At 74.0% G+C, this 17,432-nt stretch carries 14 protein-coding genes; 5 read left to right on the top strand and 9 right to left on the bottom strand.

The window, feature by feature from the left end; genetic code table 11:
• Nucleotides 1-12: 12 nt before the first annotated feature.
• Complete coding sequence (locus MXD60_RS07515; protein WP_308222395.1) at nucleotides 13-1,020, top strand: aldo/keto reductase; 1,008 nt, start codon at nucleotides 13-15, stop codon at nucleotides 1,018-1,020.
• A gap of 333 nt (nucleotides 1,021-1,353) precedes the next feature.
• Nucleotides 1,354-1,821: a winged helix DNA-binding protein gene (locus MXD60_RS07520; RefSeq protein WP_248818257.1), complete on the top strand. Its 468-nt coding sequence runs from the start codon at nucleotides 1,354-1,356 to the stop codon at nucleotides 1,819-1,821.
• 32 nt (nucleotides 1,822-1,853) lie between these two features.
• Here the strand turns inward: MXD60_RS07520 and MXD60_RS07525 are convergent, their stop codons facing one another.
• Nucleotides 1,854-2,423 (bottom strand): Ntn hydrolase family protein, encoded by a 570-nt coding sequence (locus tag MXD60_RS07525; RefSeq protein ID WP_248818273.1) that lies wholly within the window; start codon nucleotides 2,421-2,423, stop codon nucleotides 1,854-1,856.
• Between the two features lie 229 nt (nucleotides 2,424-2,652).
• Here MXD60_RS07525 and MXD60_RS07530 point away from each other — a divergent pair, with 229 nt between their 5' ends.
• Nucleotides 2,653-3,435, top strand: a complete 783-nt coding sequence (locus tag MXD60_RS07530; protein ID WP_248818258.1) for a sporulation protein — start codon at nucleotides 2,653-2,655, stop codon at nucleotides 3,433-3,435.
• A gap of 43 nt (nucleotides 3,436-3,478) precedes the next feature.
• Here MXD60_RS07530 and MXD60_RS07535 read toward each other — a convergent pair whose 3' ends face one another.
• The 8 genes from MXD60_RS07535 to MXD60_RS07570 all read right to left on the bottom strand — a co-directional run bounded on the left by MXD60_RS07535 (nucleotide 3,479) and on the right by MXD60_RS07570 (nucleotide 16,042).
• Nucleotides 3,479-4,522: a DUF4097 family beta strand repeat-containing protein gene (locus tag MXD60_RS07535; protein WP_248818259.1), complete on the bottom strand. Its 1,044-nt coding sequence runs from the start codon at nucleotides 4,520-4,522 to the stop codon at nucleotides 3,479-3,481.
• The gene (locus MXD60_RS07540) at nucleotides 4,515-5,228 is read right to left on the bottom strand and encodes a response regulator (RefSeq protein ID WP_248818260.1); all 714 of its coding nucleotides are present in this window, start codon (nucleotides 5,226-5,228) and stop codon (nucleotides 4,515-4,517) included. The genes MXD60_RS07535 and MXD60_RS07540 overlap by 8 nt, the downstream gene beginning before the upstream one ends.
• Nucleotides 5,216-6,574 (bottom strand): sensor histidine kinase, encoded by a 1,359-nt coding sequence (locus tag MXD60_RS07545; protein ID WP_248818261.1) that lies wholly within the window; start codon nucleotides 6,572-6,574, stop codon nucleotides 5,216-5,218. Before MXD60_RS07545 ends, MXD60_RS07540 begins: the two co-directional genes overlap by 13 nt.
• Before the next feature lie 397 nt (nucleotides 6,575-6,971).
• On the bottom strand, nucleotides 6,972-7,397 hold the full coding sequence (locus MXD60_RS07550) for a GNAT family N-acetyltransferase (protein ID WP_248818262.1): 426 nt from the start codon (nucleotides 7,395-7,397) through the stop codon (nucleotides 6,972-6,974).
• 88 nt (nucleotides 7,398-7,485) lie between these two features.
• Nucleotides 7,486-9,993: a prolyl oligopeptidase family serine peptidase gene (locus tag MXD60_RS07555; RefSeq protein WP_248818263.1), complete on the bottom strand. Its 2,508-nt coding sequence runs from the start codon at nucleotides 9,991-9,993 to the stop codon at nucleotides 7,486-7,488.
• Between the two features lie 27 nt (nucleotides 9,994-10,020).
• Nucleotides 10,021-11,805, bottom strand: a complete 1,785-nt coding sequence (locus MXD60_RS07560) for an N-acetylglutaminylglutamine amidotransferase (protein WP_248818264.1) — start codon at nucleotides 11,803-11,805, stop codon at nucleotides 10,021-10,023.
• Nucleotides 11,806-12,118: 313 nt separating this feature from the next.
• The gene (locus tag MXD60_RS07565) at nucleotides 12,119-14,695 is read right to left on the bottom strand and encodes a carboxylate--amine ligase/circularly permuted type 2 ATP-grasp protein (RefSeq protein WP_248818265.1); all 2,577 of its coding nucleotides are present in this window, start codon (nucleotides 14,693-14,695) and stop codon (nucleotides 12,119-12,121) included.
• 372 nt (nucleotides 14,696-15,067) lie between these two features.
• On the bottom strand, nucleotides 15,068-16,042 hold the full coding sequence (locus tag MXD60_RS07570) for a LysR substrate-binding domain-containing protein (protein WP_248818266.1): 975 nt from the start codon (nucleotides 16,040-16,042) through the stop codon (nucleotides 15,068-15,070).
• A 103-nt stretch (nucleotides 16,043-16,145) separates the two neighbouring features.
• Between MXD60_RS07570 and MXD60_RS07575 the strand changes: the two genes are divergently transcribed.
• Nucleotides 16,146-16,709 (top strand): peroxiredoxin, encoded by a 564-nt coding sequence (locus MXD60_RS07575; RefSeq protein ID WP_248818267.1) that lies wholly within the window; start codon nucleotides 16,146-16,148, stop codon nucleotides 16,707-16,709.
• Nucleotides 16,709-17,281, top strand: coding sequence for an alkylhydroperoxidase, AhpD family (gene ahpD / locus MXD60_RS07580; RefSeq protein ID WP_248818268.1), 573 nt, complete (start codon nucleotides 16,709-16,711; stop codon nucleotides 17,279-17,281). Before MXD60_RS07575 ends, ahpD begins: the two co-directional genes overlap by 1 nt.
• Nucleotides 17,282-17,432: the final 151 nt, after the last annotated feature.

Genomic DNA, 17,432 nt, shown 5'->3' on the forward strand with positions numbered 1-17,432 from the left:
GGGGCGGCCGAGGTGTCGTTCACTGTACGGATGCGCTATATCGAGGGCAGCGTCACCACAAGCCCGAAGCGGATCTCGAAGATCGGTCTTGGTACCTGGCAGTTCGGTTCCCGGGAATGGGGCTATGGCAGCGGCTACGCCGCCACGGACGCGGCCGCCATCGTCCGGCGGGCCCTGGAGCTCGGGATCACCCTGTTCGACACGGCCGAGGTCTACGGCGCGGGCCGCAGCGAGCGCATCCTCGGCGCCGCCCTGGCGAACGACCCCGACGCGTCGCAACGCGCGTACCTCGCCACGAAGATCATGCCGGTGCTCCCGATCGCCCCGGTCGTCGAGCAGCGCGCGGTCGCCAGCGCCGCCCGCCTCGGCACCCGCCATCTCGACCTCTACCAGGTGCACCAGCCGAACCCGCTGATCCGCGACCAGCGGACGATGCCGGGGATGGTGGCCCTGCGCACCGTCGGCCTGATCGGCGACGTCGGCGTCAGCAACTACTCGCTGGACCGCTGGCGCCAGGCCGACGCGGCGCTGGGCGCCCCGGTGCTGTCCAACCAGGTGCAGTACAGCCTCGCCCGGCCGCGCCACGGGGCGGCACTGCTCGAGTTCGCCGCGGCGGAGTCCCGCATCGTCATCGCCTACAGCCCGCTGGCGCAGGGACTGCTCTCGGGCCGTTACGACGCCTCGAACCGGCCCGCCGGGCGGATCCGCTCCGTCAACTCGCTGTTCCTGCCGGAGAACCTGCACCGGGCGGCCCCGCTGCTCGACGCCCTGCGCGAGGTCGCCGCCGCCCACTCCGCGACCCCGTCACAGATCGCCCTGGCCTGGGCCATCCACCATCCCCAGGTCGTGGCGATCCCCGGCGCCTCCAGCGTCACCCAGCTCGAAAGCAATGCCGCCGCCGCCGACATCACCCTCGCCGCCGACGAGTACGACGCCCTGAGCGCCGCCTCGGCCCGCTTCACCCCGACCACCGGCCCCGCGAGCCTCGCCGCCCTGGCCCGCAGCGCCCTGCACCGCTGAGATCCCGCTCGCCCGCACGAACCCCTGCCCCACATCGCCCATCACCCGGCGCGACAGCCGTGCGTGGGAGGGACGGTTCCTGACTCTTCGGCAGGCTTCGGCGGGGACGAATCGGACACGAAGCCCTGCGGAAGAGTCAGGTAGACCCGTTCCCACGCATCCCTGCCGCCCAGGGCCGGCAGCCATCGCCGCCACCACCACTCGCCGTGACCCCCGGCTGCGGCCGGCGGGGCCAGAGTGGTGTTGACCTCACCTCCGGTTGAGGTTCTAGCGTCGGCTCCCGAGGGGCCGTCACGACGCCGCGAGGCCCTGCCCGCCGCGGAAGGGACAGCCATGACCCCGCACGTGCCGGAGTACCCCGACGAGGTGCTGGCCCGCCAGCCGATCGGCTACTGGACCGGCGAGGCCTACCGCACGATCGTCGGCCAGATCCGCGCCGACCTCGCCGTCGAGGGGCTCACCCAGCCACACTGGTGGATCCTCAACCACGTCGCCGGCGACTCCGGGACCTGGGACCGGGACGGTCTGGTCCGCCGGCTGGCGCGCTTCGACGATCTCGACACCGACTTCGACGCGGTCCTCGACGACCTCCTCGGCCGGGGCTGGCTGGCTCGCTCGCCCGCCGGGGCCTTCGTGCTCACCGCACGGGGCGAGGCCGGACGACAGCGGGCGGCCGAGCGCGGCGCGCGGACGAACGCGCGCATCCACGAGGGCATCAGCGCCCAGGGGTACGCCGCCGCCCTCACCGTGCTACGCCGCATGATCGCGAACCTCGATGGCGAGGCCGACCTGCCCGGCTGACCCTGGCTGGCTCCGCGGGCCCGCGCGCGGACTCAGCCCGCGCGGACGGTGCCGTCGGGAGCGTAGACCTCGTCGGAGGAGATGATGTGGAACGGCGGGCAGACGCCGGACGAGTGATGGGCCGCAGCCTCCAGGGCGAGGCGCACGCGGTGCTCCGGGTCCTGGCCGCGGGTGCTGTGCAGCGAGCCGCAGGCGTACTCGTCGCCGCTGCCGACCGCGTAGTACTCGTCGACGCTGCGGCCGATCTGGTAGTCCGAGTCGATCCGGTAGAGATGGCCCCGGATCCCCACGAGGAACAGCCCGCCGCTCTCACTGCCGGAGTCGTTGCGGGCGAAGCCGCCGTCACGCAGGCAGTCCCGGACCACGGCGATGAAGTCGGTCGCCATGAACCGATCCAGATCCCAGTCCTGTGGGGACGGCGGGACGAGGCTGTAACGGAGCAGTTGGCCCATCCGGAACGAGTCGGTGAAGCCCATGATGAACTCACCGTTGCGAAATACCTTGGTATCCGCACGCACAGTGATGGACCAGCCGGCCACACCGGCGCTGTCCCCACCGATCACGACCCGGCCGCCCTGCTGTACACCGACGATGCAGGTCACGAAGCGGAATGCTACCGGTTCGAGACGCAGACAGATGCCCCACCCGTCGCTGTCCGCCGGCTTCGTCACGGACCGTCCCGAGTGCCCCGACCGATGTCGGCTTGCCGACCCCGCCGACCTCCCCCCGACGGGGCGCCGTAGAACCGCGGCGAGGATGTGTGGCGCGGCGCTCGGGACGGCGCCGGCGCGACGACGGCACCGGCCTGGCCGGGGAGAAGGGCATACGACCATGGTGATGAAGCGGTTCATGTCGCGGCTCGGGCTGGGCAGCGCCGAGGTGGAGACCGTGCTCGACCGCCCGGACACACAGCCGGGCACCGTGGTCACGGGCCTGACCACGGTCACCGGCGGCAAGGTCGACCAGGAGATCGAGAAGATCCTCGTCGCGCTGGAGGCGACCGTCGAGGTCGACCGCGGTGACGAGACCTGGTACGAGCAGGTCACCTTCGGTTCGCAGCAGATCGGCGGTGGTTTCACGATCCACCCGGGGCAGCAGGTCAGCGGCCGGTTCGAGCTGCCAGTGCCGTGGCAGACCCCGATCACCGACGTCGGCGGCTGGCACCTGCGCGGCATGAAGATCGGCGTACGTACGAAGCTGGCGATCTCCGGCGCCGTCGACCCCGGTGACCTCGACCCGGTCAGTGTGCACCCGCTGCCGATCCAGGAGGCGGTGCTGGCGGCGCTGGGCGACCTTGGCTTCCACTTTCACTCCGCGGACGTCGAGAAGGGCCGCCTCGCCGGCTCCGAGCTGCCGTTCTACCAGGAGATCGAGATGCGCCCGGGCGGTGAGTACGCCCGCCGGATCCGCGAGCTGGAGGTGACCTTCCTCGTCGACGCCGCCGGCACGGACGTCGTGCTGGAGGCCGACCGCCGCGGCGGTCTGCTCTCCGCCGGCGGCGACGAGCTGAGCCGTTTCCGGGTCGCCCACCACGACCTGGACCGCCGCGCGCTCGCCGGCCTGCTGCACCAGCAACTCGAACACCTCGGCCGCCGCCGCGGGCTGTTCCGCTGACCGACGGGCACCCGATGCCGGCCCGGCGGCGGCCTGGACGGGTTCAGGACCCGTCGCGGTAACCGACCGTGACGTTGCCTGCGACCGTCCAGGCCCGCAGCCGGTGCGCCGCGGCGGCGTCCCGCCCGATCGAGACGTCCCGGGTGCCGCCGGCGGTGTGCACGTCCGCGTCGTACGGCGGGGCGCCGGGTGGCAGGTACACCTCGACGGATCCCGCGACGCTGCGTGCGTTGACGTCGTCCGGGGCGACCTCGGTATCGACGAGCACGTCGCCGGCCGACGTCGAGACGTCCACCCGCCGGGCGCGGGAGTCGACGATGGACACGTCGCCGGCGCTGCTCGTGGCCTCGATGTCGCCGCGGGGCCGGTCGACCTCCACGTCGCCGGCCGTGCTGAGCAGCCGTACCGGGCCGTCCAGGCCGGTGGCCGCGACGTTGCCCCCGGCGGTGTCCACATCGACGCGTGTCCCGGTGGGCACGCGCAGGTAGAGCGTGGCCGTGCAGTCCCAGAAGGCCCGGCAGTGCCGGGACACACGCACGGTGTCGCCGTCGACGTGGGTGCTCAGGGTGGGTGGCCGCAGGACGCCGCCCAGCCGCGCGACAACGCCGATGCCGCCCGGCTCGCCGCCGGCGGTGGCCGCGGGGAACGAGATGCCCGCCGCGGGCGTCTCCCCGGGGCCGTAGAGGTAGACGTCGCTGGCGGTTCCCTCGACGACGAGATGGGTGACCGAGGCGGGGAAGGCGCGCGCCTCGACACGATGCTCCCGCCCGGTGGTGCCCTGGATGACCGCGATCGCCGCGCACAGGGTGAACACGACCACGGCCAGGGCACCGAGGGCCAGCACGGCGCGCCGGCCGCGAGGTCTCCGCCGCACGGGTCCCGGCCCGTCGACGGGCGGGAAGCCGCCGAAGCCGCCGACGCTGCCGGGCGGGGCGGGCGGTGACGACCGGTCGAGCGTCGCGGAGACGGACGGCGGGCTGGCAGCGGGCTCGGACATCGTGGGCTCAGGCATCGTGGGCTCGGACATCGCGGGCTCGGACATCGCGGGCTCAGGCATCGTGGGCTCAGGCATCGCGGGCTCAGACATCGTGGGCGCTCCTGCGAACGGATCCTGGTGCGGCCGGCGGCCGGTCGGTGCCGGCGTCGGTCGAGTCGAGGAAGCGCAGCACCGCGAGTACGCGGCGGTGGTCGTCCCCGTCCACCGGAAGATCGAATTTGGTGAAGATGCTGGTCACGTGCTTCTCGACGGCGCGCTCGGTGATCTGCAGGGCGGTGGCGACGGCCAGGTTGGTACGCCCCTCGGCCATCAGCCGCAGCACCTCGGTCTCCCGCGGGGTGAGCCGGTCGAGCGGGTCGCGGCGCCGTGAGCGGACCAGCAGCTGGGTGACGACCTCGGGGTCGAGCACGGTGCCGCCGGCGGCGACACGGCGCAGCGCGGCGTGGAACTCGTCGAGGTCGGACACCCGGTCCTTGAGCAGGTAGCCGACGCCCCGGCTGGCCTCGCCGGCCACCAGGTCGACGGCGTAGCGCTCCTCGACGTACTGGGACAGCAGGAGCACGCCGACCGCGGGCCACTGCCGGCGCAGCACCAGCGCCGCCCGCACCCCCTCGTCGGTGAACGTCGGCGGGAGACGCACGTCGACCACGCACACGTCCGGGGGCGCGGCGGCGACCGCGCGCAGCAGCCCTTCGGCGTCCTCGACGGCGGCGGTCACGGTGACGCCGAGCTCCTCGAGCAGGCGGGTCAGGCCCTGGCGCAACAGGACCGAATCCTCGGCGATCATGACTCGCACGGCAGCTCCAGACGCAGGGTCGTGCCCACTCCGGCCGGGCTGGTCAGGCTGAACGCGCCGTCGACGGCGCGGGCCCGGTCGTGCAGGCCGGTGAGGCCGGTACCGTCACGTTCCCGGGCGCCGCCGCGGCCGTCGTCGGCGACCTCGACGACGAGGCGCCCGTAGCCGCGGCGCACCAGTACCCGGGCCCGGGACGCGGCGGAGTGCCGGGCGATGTTCGTCAACGCCTCGGCGACGAAGAAGTAGGCGACGGCCTCCGCGTCGGGATCACGCCGTGGCACCCTGTCGATGTCGATGTCGACGGGCACCGGGCAGCGGGCCGCGAGCCCGGACAGCGCCGCGTCGAGGCCGCGGTCGGTCAGCACCGAGGGGTGGATGCCGCGGGCGAGGTCGCGCAGCTCGGCGAGCGCGCGCTTGGTCTCCGTGTGCGCCTCCGCGACGAGGTCGGCCGCGCCGTCCGGGTCCTCGCCGAAGCGCGCCCGCGCCCGTCCGAGGGTCATCGCGACGGCGACGAGGCGCTGCTGCGCGCCGTCGTGCAGGTCGCGTTCGATGCGGCGGCGCTCGGCGGCGGCGGCGGCGACCATCCCGGCCCGGCTGGACTCGAGGTCCTCGACCCGGCGGGCCAGCACTTCCTCGCCGCGCGGCGAGAGCAGCCAGCGGGCGACCTCGTAGTGCGCGGTGGCCAGGCCGCGGGCGAGCCATGGCGCGGCGAGCAGCGCGGCGGCGCCGAGGCAGACGTGCAGCGCGAGCGAGCCGCCGTAGCCGAGATCCAACCCGAAGACCCGCTCGGGGGCGCCCAGCGCCGGGGCGTACGCCGGGAACAACAGGAACGCCAGCCCGCCGCCCCAGGCGACGAACAGCAACCAGCCGCCGACCCAGCCGAACAGCGGCTGGACCACCAGCGCGTAGACCACGTCCAGCCAGCTGCCACCGGACCGCAGCCGGCGCAGCTCGCCGCGCACCAGCGCCGGCAGCCGGCGCAAGCCACCGCCGCCACCGACGCCGCCACCGACGCCGTCGGGACAGCGGGCCGGCGAGTACCGCAGCGCCAGCCGCCGGCCCAGCAGCGTCTCGAACCGCCACGCGTCGACGCTGGTGGCCAGCCGGGCCGAGAGCAGCGCGAGCCAGATCAGGGGCACGCCGACGAGTCCCACCAGCGTCAGCGGCACGCCGACGACGAGCAGGATGAAGACCATCAGGAAGACGGGCAGGGCCAGTACCGCGGTCAGCGCGGTGAACACCGCACTCACCCAGGCCGTCCCGGCGTAGCTCCTGCCCACCAGCGCCCGGGCCCCGCCGGCGGAGACGCCGGGGCGGACGAGGCCGTCCTGCTGAACCGTGCTCACGATCGCCTGCCTTCTCGCGTCGACCCGACGTGGCGCGCACCGACCCCGGGGCGGATGGCGGACCGCCCGGTCCTCGCTGCTGATCTAGACGGTAGGGCGCGGCGGGTCGGCCGACGACAGAGCTGCCCGGTCAGTCCGGGCGGGGGCTACCCGTACCGCCGCCATCCCTTGCGGACGGGACCGCCGGCAGGCGTGGCGGCCGGGGCTCACGGGGGATCGACGTCGCTCGCGAACCGGCAGGGCCACGGTGGGTGGTCCTTCTGTCCGGTGCCGTGTCTGTTTTATCGATATAGAGCCGTTTTATCGGTATAGAGCCGTACGGAGCGACCATCGGGCTGCCTCGAGACCGGCCTGTCCACGGCGTGCGGTGTCGGCGGACGGGCCGGGCGCGGCGCGGCTAGAGGCGGCGGGTGAGTTCGAACGAGGAGATGGTGTAGCCGGTGCGCAGCGCGAGGCGGTGCGCCTCGTGCCGGTGGGTGCCGGCGGTGAGGTGCATGTGCTCGCAGCCGAGCCGGCGGGCCTCCCGTTCGGCCCAGGCCAGCAGCCGGGTGGCGTGCCCGCGGCCGCGGGCGGCGAGCAGGGTGGTGAGGTCGTCGATCGCGAGGGTTCGGCCGTTGGCCAGCGACGTCACCTCACGGAAGCCGAGCGCGGCGACGACCCGGCCGAGTTCGCCGTCCCAGGACGCGACGAGGCGGTAGCCCTGTGGCCGCTGCGCCTCGTTGACCAGCCGGACGAAGCCCGTCGAGGTCAGGTGCGGCCGCAGCTGACGCATCGGGTCGAACGCCAGCCAGGTCCGTTCCGCGCCCAACTCCTCGATTTTCACCCTTCGTATTGTGACAGTGCCGACTCCGTGATGTTCGGGCTGTTCGGCTGGGTGTCCCCCGGGCCGCGGGAACGCCGCTCCGCCGGGACTACCGCCCGATGCCCGCGTGGCCGGCGCCGTCGCCCACCGGCTGGGGTTCGACGACCTCGGCCGCGCGGGCGACGACGAGGTCGGCGAACGGCGGCTGCCCGAGCGAACCGCCGGCCCGCGTACCGTCCGGGCCGAGTGCCGAGCCGAGGCGTTCCGGGCCGACGAGTTGCGGGCCGACGAGTTGCGGGCCGACAAGCTGCGGGCCGACAAGCTGCGGGCCGACAAGCTGCGGGCCGAGTTCGATGCCCGCCTCCCGTGGCTGGGGCACTCGCGGCTCCAACAGGCAGCCGGCGAGCCAGTCGGCGGCGGCGCGCACGAACCGAACCCGGTTGGTCAGCCCCACCACCTCGTGCCCCTCCCCCGGGAACAGCAGGTAGCGGCAGTCCACCCCGCGGGCGGTCGCGGCGGCGACGGCCTGCTCGGCCTCGATCACCGGGACGTTGGTGTCGTTGGCGCCGTGGACGACGAGCAGCGGTGCGGTGAGCGCGTCCATCCGGTGCAGTGGCGAGAGCGCCCGCAGGAGTTCCGGCTGGGTGCGCGGGTCGCCGTACTTGGTGAGCGCCGACGCCGCGATCCACGGTTCGGTGTGCCGGTAGAACGTCTCCAGGTCGACCATGCCGCAGACGTCCACGCCGACGCGGAACAGCTCCGGGAAGCGCACGAGGGCGGCCAGGGTGAGGTAGCCGCCGTAGGAGCGGCCGGCGACACCGATGCGCTCCGGGTCGGCGTCCCCGGCCGCGACGAGCTCCCGCACGCAGCTCGCCACGTCCTCGATGCCGTCGGCGCGCCGTTCCAGGTGGTCGGCCTCCTCGTAGGAACGGCCGAACCCGCCCGAGCCGCGCACGTTCGGCGCGAACACCGCGACCCCGCGCGCGACCAGGGCCTGCAGCAGCGGGTTGTAGGTGGGCCGCTCCTGCGCCTCCGGACCGCCGTGCAGGTAGATCAGGGTGGGCTGCGGGCCGGTCGTGGACGACGGCCGGTACCACCAGCCGGACAGCGTCCGCCCGTCGTGCGCGCGCACGGTCCGTGCCACGGGCCGGACCAGCGCGGCAGCCCGGGCCGGCGCGCGGGAGACCAGACACCGGTAGACCACCGCCGGCATCTCCTGGCCCACCGCCGGCAGGTCGCGGACCGGCTGCGCACCGTGTCGCGGGCTGGCGCCGCCCGGGCCGGCGGCGGCCGGCCGGGGCGTCCCGGTGGCGTTCGCGGGCAGGTCGCACGTCCAGATCTCCGGCGGTGCCAGGGAGTCCTCGACGGCGAGAACCAGCTCGCGCCCGTCGGGGCGGGCCAGCAGGCCGGTGATGACCGCGCGCGGCGGCGCCGGCAGCGGCTGGCTACGCCCGCCGGCGAGGTCGACGAGAGCGAGCTCGCTGCGGCCCGCGACGTTCCAGGCGACGGCCGCCCGCGTGGCGTCCGGGCCGAGCGGCGCGAACCACTCGACGTCGGCGTCGGCGCGTTCGGCGACGACGAGCGCCGCACCGGCCGCGTCCACCGGGACGTCGAGCAGCGCGACGCGTTCACGGCCGAGGTCGCAGGCCAGCAGGGCGCGGCGCCCGGCGGCGGTGAACCGGCCGGCCAGCGACGTCGCCGACCCGCCGGGCAGCTCCCAGGAGGCGTACGTGTCGCCGCCGGCCGGCGGCACGGTGAGCCGCACGTCGACGACGAGCACACGGCGGACCCCGCGCGGGCCCTCCCGCAGCAACAACCGATAGGCCCCCGCGAGCGGGTCGACGCCTGGAGCCCGGTCACACCCGGCGTCGCTGTCGGTGCTGGTGCTGGTGCTGGTGTCGGTGTCGGTGGCCGACGGCGCGGCGGGCAGTGGCACGACGTCGAGGACCTGCAGGGCGATCCCCTCCGCGAGCACGGTGCTGCGACCGTCCAGGGCGACGAGCACGGCGGCCGTGCAACCCGCGGGGTCGGCCCGGTCGGACTCGGTGACCAGCAGCGCCCGGCCGTCGGCGGTCCAGCGGGCCGGCGCGGCGGCCCGGCCGTTCCCACCGGCGAGCCACCGCACGCCGACCGCCTCGCGGGTGGCGCCGGGATCGACGATCCGCACCTCGGTGAGCTCCCCGCCGCCGGGTGCCACGTGCACGGCGATCAGGTCCCCGGCCGGCGACCACAGCGCGGCCCGGACATGCCCGGGGCCGGTGTCGAGGCGCCGACGCCGGCCGTCGGCCGAACGCACCCACAGCCGCGGCCCGTCGGGGCCGTCGACGACGTAGGCGAGCCGGCCGTCGTGCGCGAGGGCGGGCGAGCGCACGCCCACGGCGGCCATCCACTCCTCGGGAAGCTCCACCGGGACGGCGCCCGCACCCGCGCGCAGGAGCTCGCCCGCCAGGGCCAGCTCCGCGGCTCTACCCAGCTCCGCGCCGCGGCCCAGCTCCGCGCCGCGGCCCAGCTCGCCCCGGCCGAGTTCCCCGGCGCTGGCCGGAGCCGCCGCGGTGGCCGGCAGCTCGCCGGCGCGGCCGCGCGGGGTCAGATCGTCGAAACGGCGCAGACGGGCCATGTCACTCCCTCGGCAGGTCCGGCGCGATCACGTCACGCCATGGGTCTGCAACCACATCTCCAGCAGCGCGGCCTGCCACAGGGCGTTGGCGCCGAGGGTGGTGCGGTTGTCGTTCGGGGCGGCGAGCATCGCCTGCACCCACGACGGCCGGTACAGGCCGCGGGACTTGGCGGCCGGGTCGGACAGCGCGTCGCGGACCCGGTCGAGGAACGGACCGTGCAGGTGGCGGATCGCCGGCACCGGGAAGTAGCCCTTGGGCCGGTCGATGACGTCGACCGGCATCAGCGGGCGGCCGATGTCCTTGAGCACGCCCTTGCCGCCGGAGGCGAGCTTGAGCTCGGGCGGGCAGGCGGCGGCGAGCTCCACCAGCTCGTGGTCGAGGAACGGGGTGCGGGCCTCGAGGCCGGCGGCCATCGTCATGTTGTCGACGCGCTTCACCGGGTCGTCCACGAGCATGATCGTCGAGTCGATCCGCAGCGCGGCGTCGACGGAGGTCTCGGCGCCGGGCCGGGCGAACCGGTCGGCGACGAACCGCCGGGACGCGTCGGCGTCGAGGAGGTGGTGCGGCTCGACCATCGCCGGCAGGTCCCGGTGCGGCCGGTCGGCGAAGACCCGCAGGTAGGCGTCGACGGCGTCGCCGCGGGGCACCTCCGCCATCGGCGGATACCAGGAGTAGCCGGCGAAGACCTCGTCAGCGCCCTGCCCGGACTGCACGACCTTGACGTGCCGGGACACTTCCTGGGAGAGCAGGTAGAACGCGACGCAGTCGTGACTGACCATCGGCTCGCTCATCGCGGCGACGGCGGCGTCGACGGCGGGCAGCAGCCGGCTGCCGGGCACCCGGATCTGGTGGTGGTCGGTGGCGAAGTGCCGGGCGATGATGTCGGAGTAGGCGAACTCGTCGCCGGACTCGCCGCCGGCGGCCTCGAAGCCGACACTGAAGGTGGCCAGGCCCGTCTGCCCGGCCTCGGCGAGCAGGGCGACGATGAGGCTGGAGTCCAGCCCGCCGGAGAGCAGCACGCCGACGGGAACGTCGGCGACCATCCGGCGGCGCACGGCGGTGCGCAGCCGCTCGGCGATCGCGTCCTGCCAGTCCTTCGCGTCCCAGCCGGCGTGCGCCGGGTCGCGGGTGAAGGCGGGGCTCCAGTAGATCTCGTCGGTGCTCGTGCCGTCGGGTTCGACGACGCGCACGGTCGCGGCGGGCAGCTTGCGGATCCCGGCGAGGATCGTGTGCGGCGCCGGCACCACCGAGTGGAACGACAGGTAGTGGTGGAAGGCGACGAGGTCGATGTCGGAGCTGATCCCGCCGCCGGCCAGCAGCGCCGGCAGGGTGGAGGCGAAGCGCAGCCGCTCGGCGTCGGCGGCGTAGTACAGCGGCTTGATGCCGAGCCGGTCGCGGGCGAGCACGACGCGGCCGGTGTCCCGCTCGGCGACCGCGAACGCGAACATGCCGGCGAAGTGGTCGACGCAGTGCGTCCCCCACCGGTGGTAGGCCTTGGCGATCACCTCGGTGTCGGAGGTGGAGAAGAACCGGTAGCCGGCGGCGCTGAGCTCGTCGCGGATCTGCTGGTAGTTGTAGATGCAGCCGTTGAAGGCGGTCGTCAGGCCGAGCTCGCTGTCCACCATCGGCTGGGCGCCGCACTCCGACAGATCGATGATCTTCAGTCGGCGGTGGCCGAACGCGACCGGCCCCATGGACCAGACACCCACGCCGTCCGGGCCGCGCGGCACCATCGTGGCCGTCATCCGCGTCACCGCGTCGACGTCCGCCGACCGGCCGTCGAACCTCAGCTCACCACTCAACCCGCACATGCGCGCTCCCGTCGGTCGGCCCAGCGATCAGGCGTGGTCCCTTCCCCGAACGTTCTGCCCGGCACCCGGGTGAGTGGTGGTCCGTCCACCCTCAATGCCGGACGTTTCACACTCGTATCACTCGGGTTGCGGTCCCACGCCGGTCGGGGACACCCAGGTCGCGGGTCACCCGCCGCAGGCGGGAACCACCCCGGTGGTGGGGGTGACCACCCGCGACGGGGGATGGCAACGGCAGACCCCGGCCGCCACAGGCAGCGGCCAGCGAGGGCCAGGGAGGCCCGGTGGGTCAGGTGGGTCAGGTGGGTCAGGTGGGTCAGCGGCGGGGGATCCAGGTGTCCTTGGAACCGCCGCCCTGGGAGGAGTTCACGATGAGGCTCCCGGGCGGCGCCACCCGGCTCAGCGCCGCCGGCACCACGACCGGTTCACGCCCGGCGTAGACGAAGGCCCGCAGGTCGACCGCGCACGGCTCGAGCTCGCTGTCATGCCAGGTGGGATGGGTCGACAGGTCGATCACCTCCTGGCCGATCCAGCGCCGGGGGTCGGCGAGGACCTGCTCGCGGACCTCGGTGAGCTGGTACGGCTCGGCGTGCGGGCCGATCACCACCCCGGAGCCGCCAAAGCCGTCGACCGGCTTGACGACGAGCTGGTCGAGGTTGGCCAGCACGTGCTCGCACTGCTCCGGGTCGCCGCAGACGTAGGTGGGGACGTCGTCGAGGATCGGCTGTTCGCCCAGGTAGTACGTGACCATCCGCGGCACGTAGGCGTAGACGACCTTGTCGTCGCCGACGCCGTTGCCGGGCGCGTTCGCGACGCTGACCTGCCCGGCACGCAGGGCACGCAGCAGCGCCGGGCCGAGCGGGGCGCCGTCGGCGGCGGTCGCGCCGAACAGCTCGTCCTCGTCGATGCGCCGGTAGAGGACGTCGACGCGGCGGCGCTGCCCGTCGGCGAGGTGGTGCACGCCGTCGTCGTCGGCGAGCAGGTCGCCGGGTTCGAGCAGCGCGACGCCCATCTCCTCGGCCAGCAGCTTGTGCTCGAAGTAGGCGGAGTCGCTCGGGCCGCTGGTCAGCACGGCCAGCGTGGGTTCGCCGTCGACGGCGGCGGGTGCCGCCGCGACGAGCGCGTCGCGCAGCAGCGTGGGCACGCCGTCCAGGCGCAGGATGCCCGAGGGCGGCCCGAGCTCCGGCAGCACCGACGCGGCGAGGCGCCGGCCTTCCATCGCGTAGGCAATCCCGGACGGCACCCGCAGGTTGTCCTCGAGGACCAGCCAGCCGCCGTCGCCGCCGCGCACCAGGTCGATGCCGGCGGTGGTGACCCGGATCGCCTCCGCGGGGACGGCCCGGCCCCCGTGGCGCAGCCCCGGCGCGTCGTTGACGATCCAGGACGGCACGATGCCGTCGGCGACGGCGGCGCGCTCGCCGTAGACGTCGTGCAGGAACGCCTCGAGCGCGCGGACCCGCTGGCGCAGCCCGGCGGAGAGCACCGACCAGTCGTCGGCGGCGATGATCCGCGGCACGATGTCGAACGGGAACGGCCGGTCCGCCGACTCGCCGTCGACCCGGAAGACGATGCCCCGGTCGGTCTGCTCCGCCTGGCGGGCACCGACCCGTTCGTCGAGGGCGTCCGGGCCGAGCCGCTCCAGCGTGCGCATCACCGCCCGGTACTGGGGCCGCACCGCGCCGCGTTCGTCGACGATCTCGTCGTAGCCGGTGGGCTGGTAGCGCTCCAGCAGGTTCGGCGCGATCTGGTCGGGCGCGGACACCGCGGGCGCGACCCCGAGGGTGGTGCCGGCCGGCGGGACGTCGCGGGTCTCGGCGAGGATCAGGTCGGCGACGTCGGTGAGCAGTCCGCGCCGCGCGAAGGCGCGCCGCTGGCGCTGCGCGGAACTGCCGCGCCCGGCGGCCTGCTCGGCGAGGTTGTCGATGAGTTCCCAGTCGTCGAGCTGTTCCAGCTGCGGGCGGACCTCCTCGAGCAGCCGGCGCAGCATCGCCCGCGCGGGCACCGGCCCGGTGCCGAGGATGTCGACGAGGTCGCCTTCCAGGCCGGAGCGGGCGGCCCGCCAGGTGGCGGCGCGCAGCAGCTCGGCGCGGGGTGGCGGCGCCTGGCCGCCGGCCTCGATCTCCTCGATCGCCCGGCAGACCAGCGCCCGGAACAGCCCGGCGATGAGGATGACGTTGTCCACGTCGGGGCAGGCGTCGCAGATGCGCAGCTCGACGGTGGGCAGATGCGCCGACGGGCGGACGTCGAAGTAGACCATCCCCGGGTCACTGATCACCCCGGACTTGATCAGGTCGGCGATGAGCTGGTCGTACTCGGCGGCGGTGCGGAACGAGCCGGCGACGCCGGCGGTGGGCCAGCGCTGCCAGACCAGCGTGCGCATGCTGGCGTAGCCGCTGTCGGCGCCCATCCAGTACGGCGAGCTGGCCGAGAGCGCCAGCAGCATCGGCAGCCACGGCGCCGTCCAGGCGACCACGGCCATCGCCAGGTCCCGGTCGGCGACGTCGACGTGCACCTGGGCGCCGCAGATGAGCTGCTCGCGGGCGACGATCTGGTAGTCCTCGGTCATCTGCTCGTACCGGGCGTCCCGGGAGACGTCGAGCAGGTCCATGTCGAGGATCGGCACGGTGCCCGACGCCGCCGGGCCGAGCCCGAACCGCCCCGCCACCTCGGCGAGCTGGCGGCGCAGATCAAGCAGGTTCGCCCGCAGTGCCAACAGATCCGCCGTGGGCGCACTGTTTGTCTCCACGACGGATTTCAGCAGTTCCGGCGAGAACGACTCGCCGTCGAGGCGCTGAAGTATTTCCTCGGCCCGGGGAACGAGCTGACGAGTGGTGAGATCGAGGATGTGGAACTCTTCCTCGACGCCGACCGCAACAATTCGTGCGTCGCCCATGGCCGCCTACGCTACGGCCGGCCGGTTACGCATGCATGACGGCCGTGTATCTCGCACCCCGGCAGGTCGGTACCCGGCAGGTCGGTACTTAGGAGCAGACATGCCACCGCCTCGGCCCAGGTCGGCGTCCCGACCGAATTCGACGTATTCGTCCCGCCCGACCGGTGCGATCAGCGCGCACCGACCCGTCGGCCGGCCCACGGCTGCGCCGGCCGGTCACGATGCTTTCTCCTTGTCCCACCGGCCGTCGCTAAAACGTGACGAAGCCCGCAGGCGGCGGGTGGTTACGGTCGGGACGTACACGCGTCACCCACACGGAGAAAGCATCACGAGATCGGTCCGGCGGGTGGGTGCCCGTTCACTCTCCGCGGGTTAGGCGGGGATTATCCGCGGATCCGGCGAGGTCGGTCCGTCGGCCGGGATCGGGATGAGGTCGAGGCCCGCACCGGGCAGGGCGACGCGGAACTGGTCGGCGAGCAGCTGCCAGTCGCCGACCCGGGCAGAGGTGGCTCGGTGGGCCAGGCCGATGCGCCGGTGCGGCGCCGGGCGGCGGAAGGTCGCGACCGCGAGGCCCCGGCCCTCCCCCACCTCGACGCCGACGGCGCCGGCGGGCAGCAGGGTCAGCCCGAGCCCCCCGGCGACCATCTGCACGATCGTGGACAGGCTCGCCGCGCGCAGCGCCGAGCGTTCCCGCGCACCCGCCTCGCGGCAGACGTCGAGCGCCTGCGCGCGGAAGCAGTGGCCGTCCTCCAGCAGCAGCAGGTCCTGGCCGGCCAGCGCGGCGGTCGGGACGGCGGCGCCGCCGGCGAGCGGGTGCCCGGCCGGCGTGACCAGGACGAAGTCCTCGTCGTAGAGGGGGATCTCGGTGATGCCGGGCTCGTCGTTGGGCAGGGCGAGCAGCGCGAGGTCCAGCGCGCCACCGCGCAGCTCGGCGAGCAGTGTGGCGGTCTGCGCCTCCCGCAGCCGCAGCCGGGCCTGCGGCCACCGGTCCCGCAGCGCCGGCAGCAGCCGGGGCAGCAGGTAGGGCGCCACGGTCGGGATGACGCCGAGGCGGATGTCGCCGACGAGCGGTTCGCGGGCGCGCACCGCCACCTCGGCGAGGTCGTCGACCGCGCCGAGCACCCCCCGCGCACGCCGGACGACCTCCTCCCCCACCCCCGTGAGCAGCACGCTGCGGGTCGTGCGCTCGACGAGCTGGACGCCGAGGGTGCGTTCGAGGGCGGCGACGGCGCTGGACAGCGTCGGCTGGCTGACGTGCAGCCCGGCGGCCGCCCGGCCGAAGTGGCGGTGGTCGGCGACGGCGACGAGGGCGCGGAGCTGGGTGATCGTGGGCTGCGGACTAGCCATAGAGCGAGGCTATCAAAATTGCCTAATCTTTTGATTTCTCTTCTTGGTCGGCGATGACGAGAGTGGGTCCCGTACCCCCGACCCCTCGAGAGGAGCACCTCACGTGCTGACCGTCGGCGACGCCTTCCCCGCCTACGACCTGACCGGAGTCGTGTCCACCGACCCCGACACCGCCTTCGCCCGGGAGACCGCCGCCAGCCGCGCCGGCCGCTGGCGGGTCGTGTTCTTCTGGCCGAAGGACTTCACCTTCGTGTGTCCGACCGAGATCGCCGCGTTCGGCCGGATCAACGACGAGTTCGCCGACCGCGACGCCCAGGTCCTCGGCGTGTCCACCGACAGCGAGTACGTCCACCTGGCCTGGAAGCAGAACCACCCGGACCTGACGAACCTGCCGTTCCCGATGCTCGCCGACCTCAAGAAGGAGCTGACCAGCGCGGCCGGCGTGCTCGGCGACGACGGGGTGGCGCAGCGCGCGACGTTCATCGTCGACCCGGACAACGTGATCCAGTTCGTCATGGTCACCGCCGGCAGCGTGGGGCGGAACCCGGCGGAGGTCCTGCGGGTCCTCGACGCCCTGCAGACCGACGAGCTCTGCCCGTGCAACTGGCAGAAGGGCGAGGCGACCCTGGGGGCAGCGGGCCCGGCCCCGGTCGAGGTGACGGTCTGATGTCCGTCGCCCGGCTCCGGGAGCTGCTGCCCGACCACGCGAAGGACCTGCGGCTCAACCTCGGCTCGGTGACCAGCCAGTCGCAGCTCTCCGCGCAGCAGCTGTGGGGCACCGTGCTCGCCGCCGCGATCGCCAGCCGGGGACGCACCACGCTCCTCGAACTGGAGGCCGAGGCGCTGGAGCACCTGAGCACCGAGGCCGCCACCGCGGCCCGCACCGCCGCCGCGGTCATGGCGATGAACAACATCTACTACCGCTCCCTGCACCTGCTGGAGGACGCCGTGCCGGACGGCGGGGAGTACTCCCGGCTGCGGGCCGGGCTGCGGATGAACGCGCTGGCCAACCCTGGTGTCGACAAGGTCGACTTCGAGCTGTGGTCGCTGGCCGTCTCGGCGGTCAACGGCTGCGGCCGGTGCCTGGGCGCCCACGAGCGTGAGCTGCGCGGTCGTGAGGTCGCGCGCGAGATGATCCAGGACGCCATCCGGGTGGCCTCGGTCGTGCACGCGGTCGCCGTCACCATCGAGGCGGCCGAGATCTCCAGCGGCGCCACCGCGACGCCCGCCGCGGTCTGACCCGCCTCGTCCGCACCGACACCGCACCGCACCGCACCGCACCGCACCGACCAGCACCGCACCGACCAGCACCGCACCGACCAGCACCGCCCCCCCCCCGCGCGCCCCGCCCCGCCCCCCCCCCGGGCCGCCGGGCCGGGGCCGGGTGGGG

Origin of the sequence: Frankia sp. AgB32 (assembly GCF_023243045.1) — a bacterium.
Classification (GTDB): Bacteria; Actinomycetota; Actinomycetes; order Frankiales; family Frankiaceae; genus Frankia.

Bases quoted from the DNA above. Each gene is read 5' to 3' on its own strand.
- MXD60_RS07560 (WP_248818264.1), bottom strand. From the start codon at position 11,805: ATGTGCGGGTTGAGTGGTGAGCTGAGGTTCGACGGCCGGTCGGCGGAC.
- MXD60_RS07555 (WP_248818263.1), bottom strand. From the start codon at position 9,993: ATGGCCCGTCTGCGCCGTTTCGACGATCTGACCCCGCGCGGCCGCGCC.
- MXD60_RS07530 (WP_248818258.1), top strand. From the start codon at position 2,653: ATGGTGATGAAGCGGTTCATGTCGCGGCTCGGGCTGGGCAGCGCCGAG.
- MXD60_RS07565 (WP_248818265.1), bottom strand. From the start codon at position 14,695: ATGGGCGACGCACGAATTGTTGCGGTCGGCGTCGAGGAAGAGTTCCAC.
- MXD60_RS07520 (WP_248818257.1), top strand. From the start codon at position 1,354: ATGACCCCGCACGTGCCGGAGTACCCCGACGAGGTGCTGGCCCGCCAG.
- MXD60_RS07570 (WP_248818266.1), bottom strand. From the start codon at position 16,042: ATGGCTAGTCCGCAGCCCACGATCACCCAGCTCCGCGCCCTCGTCGCC.
- ahpD (WP_248818268.1), top strand. From the start codon at position 16,709: ATGTCCGTCGCCCGGCTCCGGGAGCTGCTGCCCGACCACGCGAAGGAC.
- MXD60_RS07535 (WP_248818259.1), bottom strand. From the start codon at position 4,522: ATGTCTGAGCCCGCGATGCCTGAGCCCACGATGCCTGAGCCCGCGATG.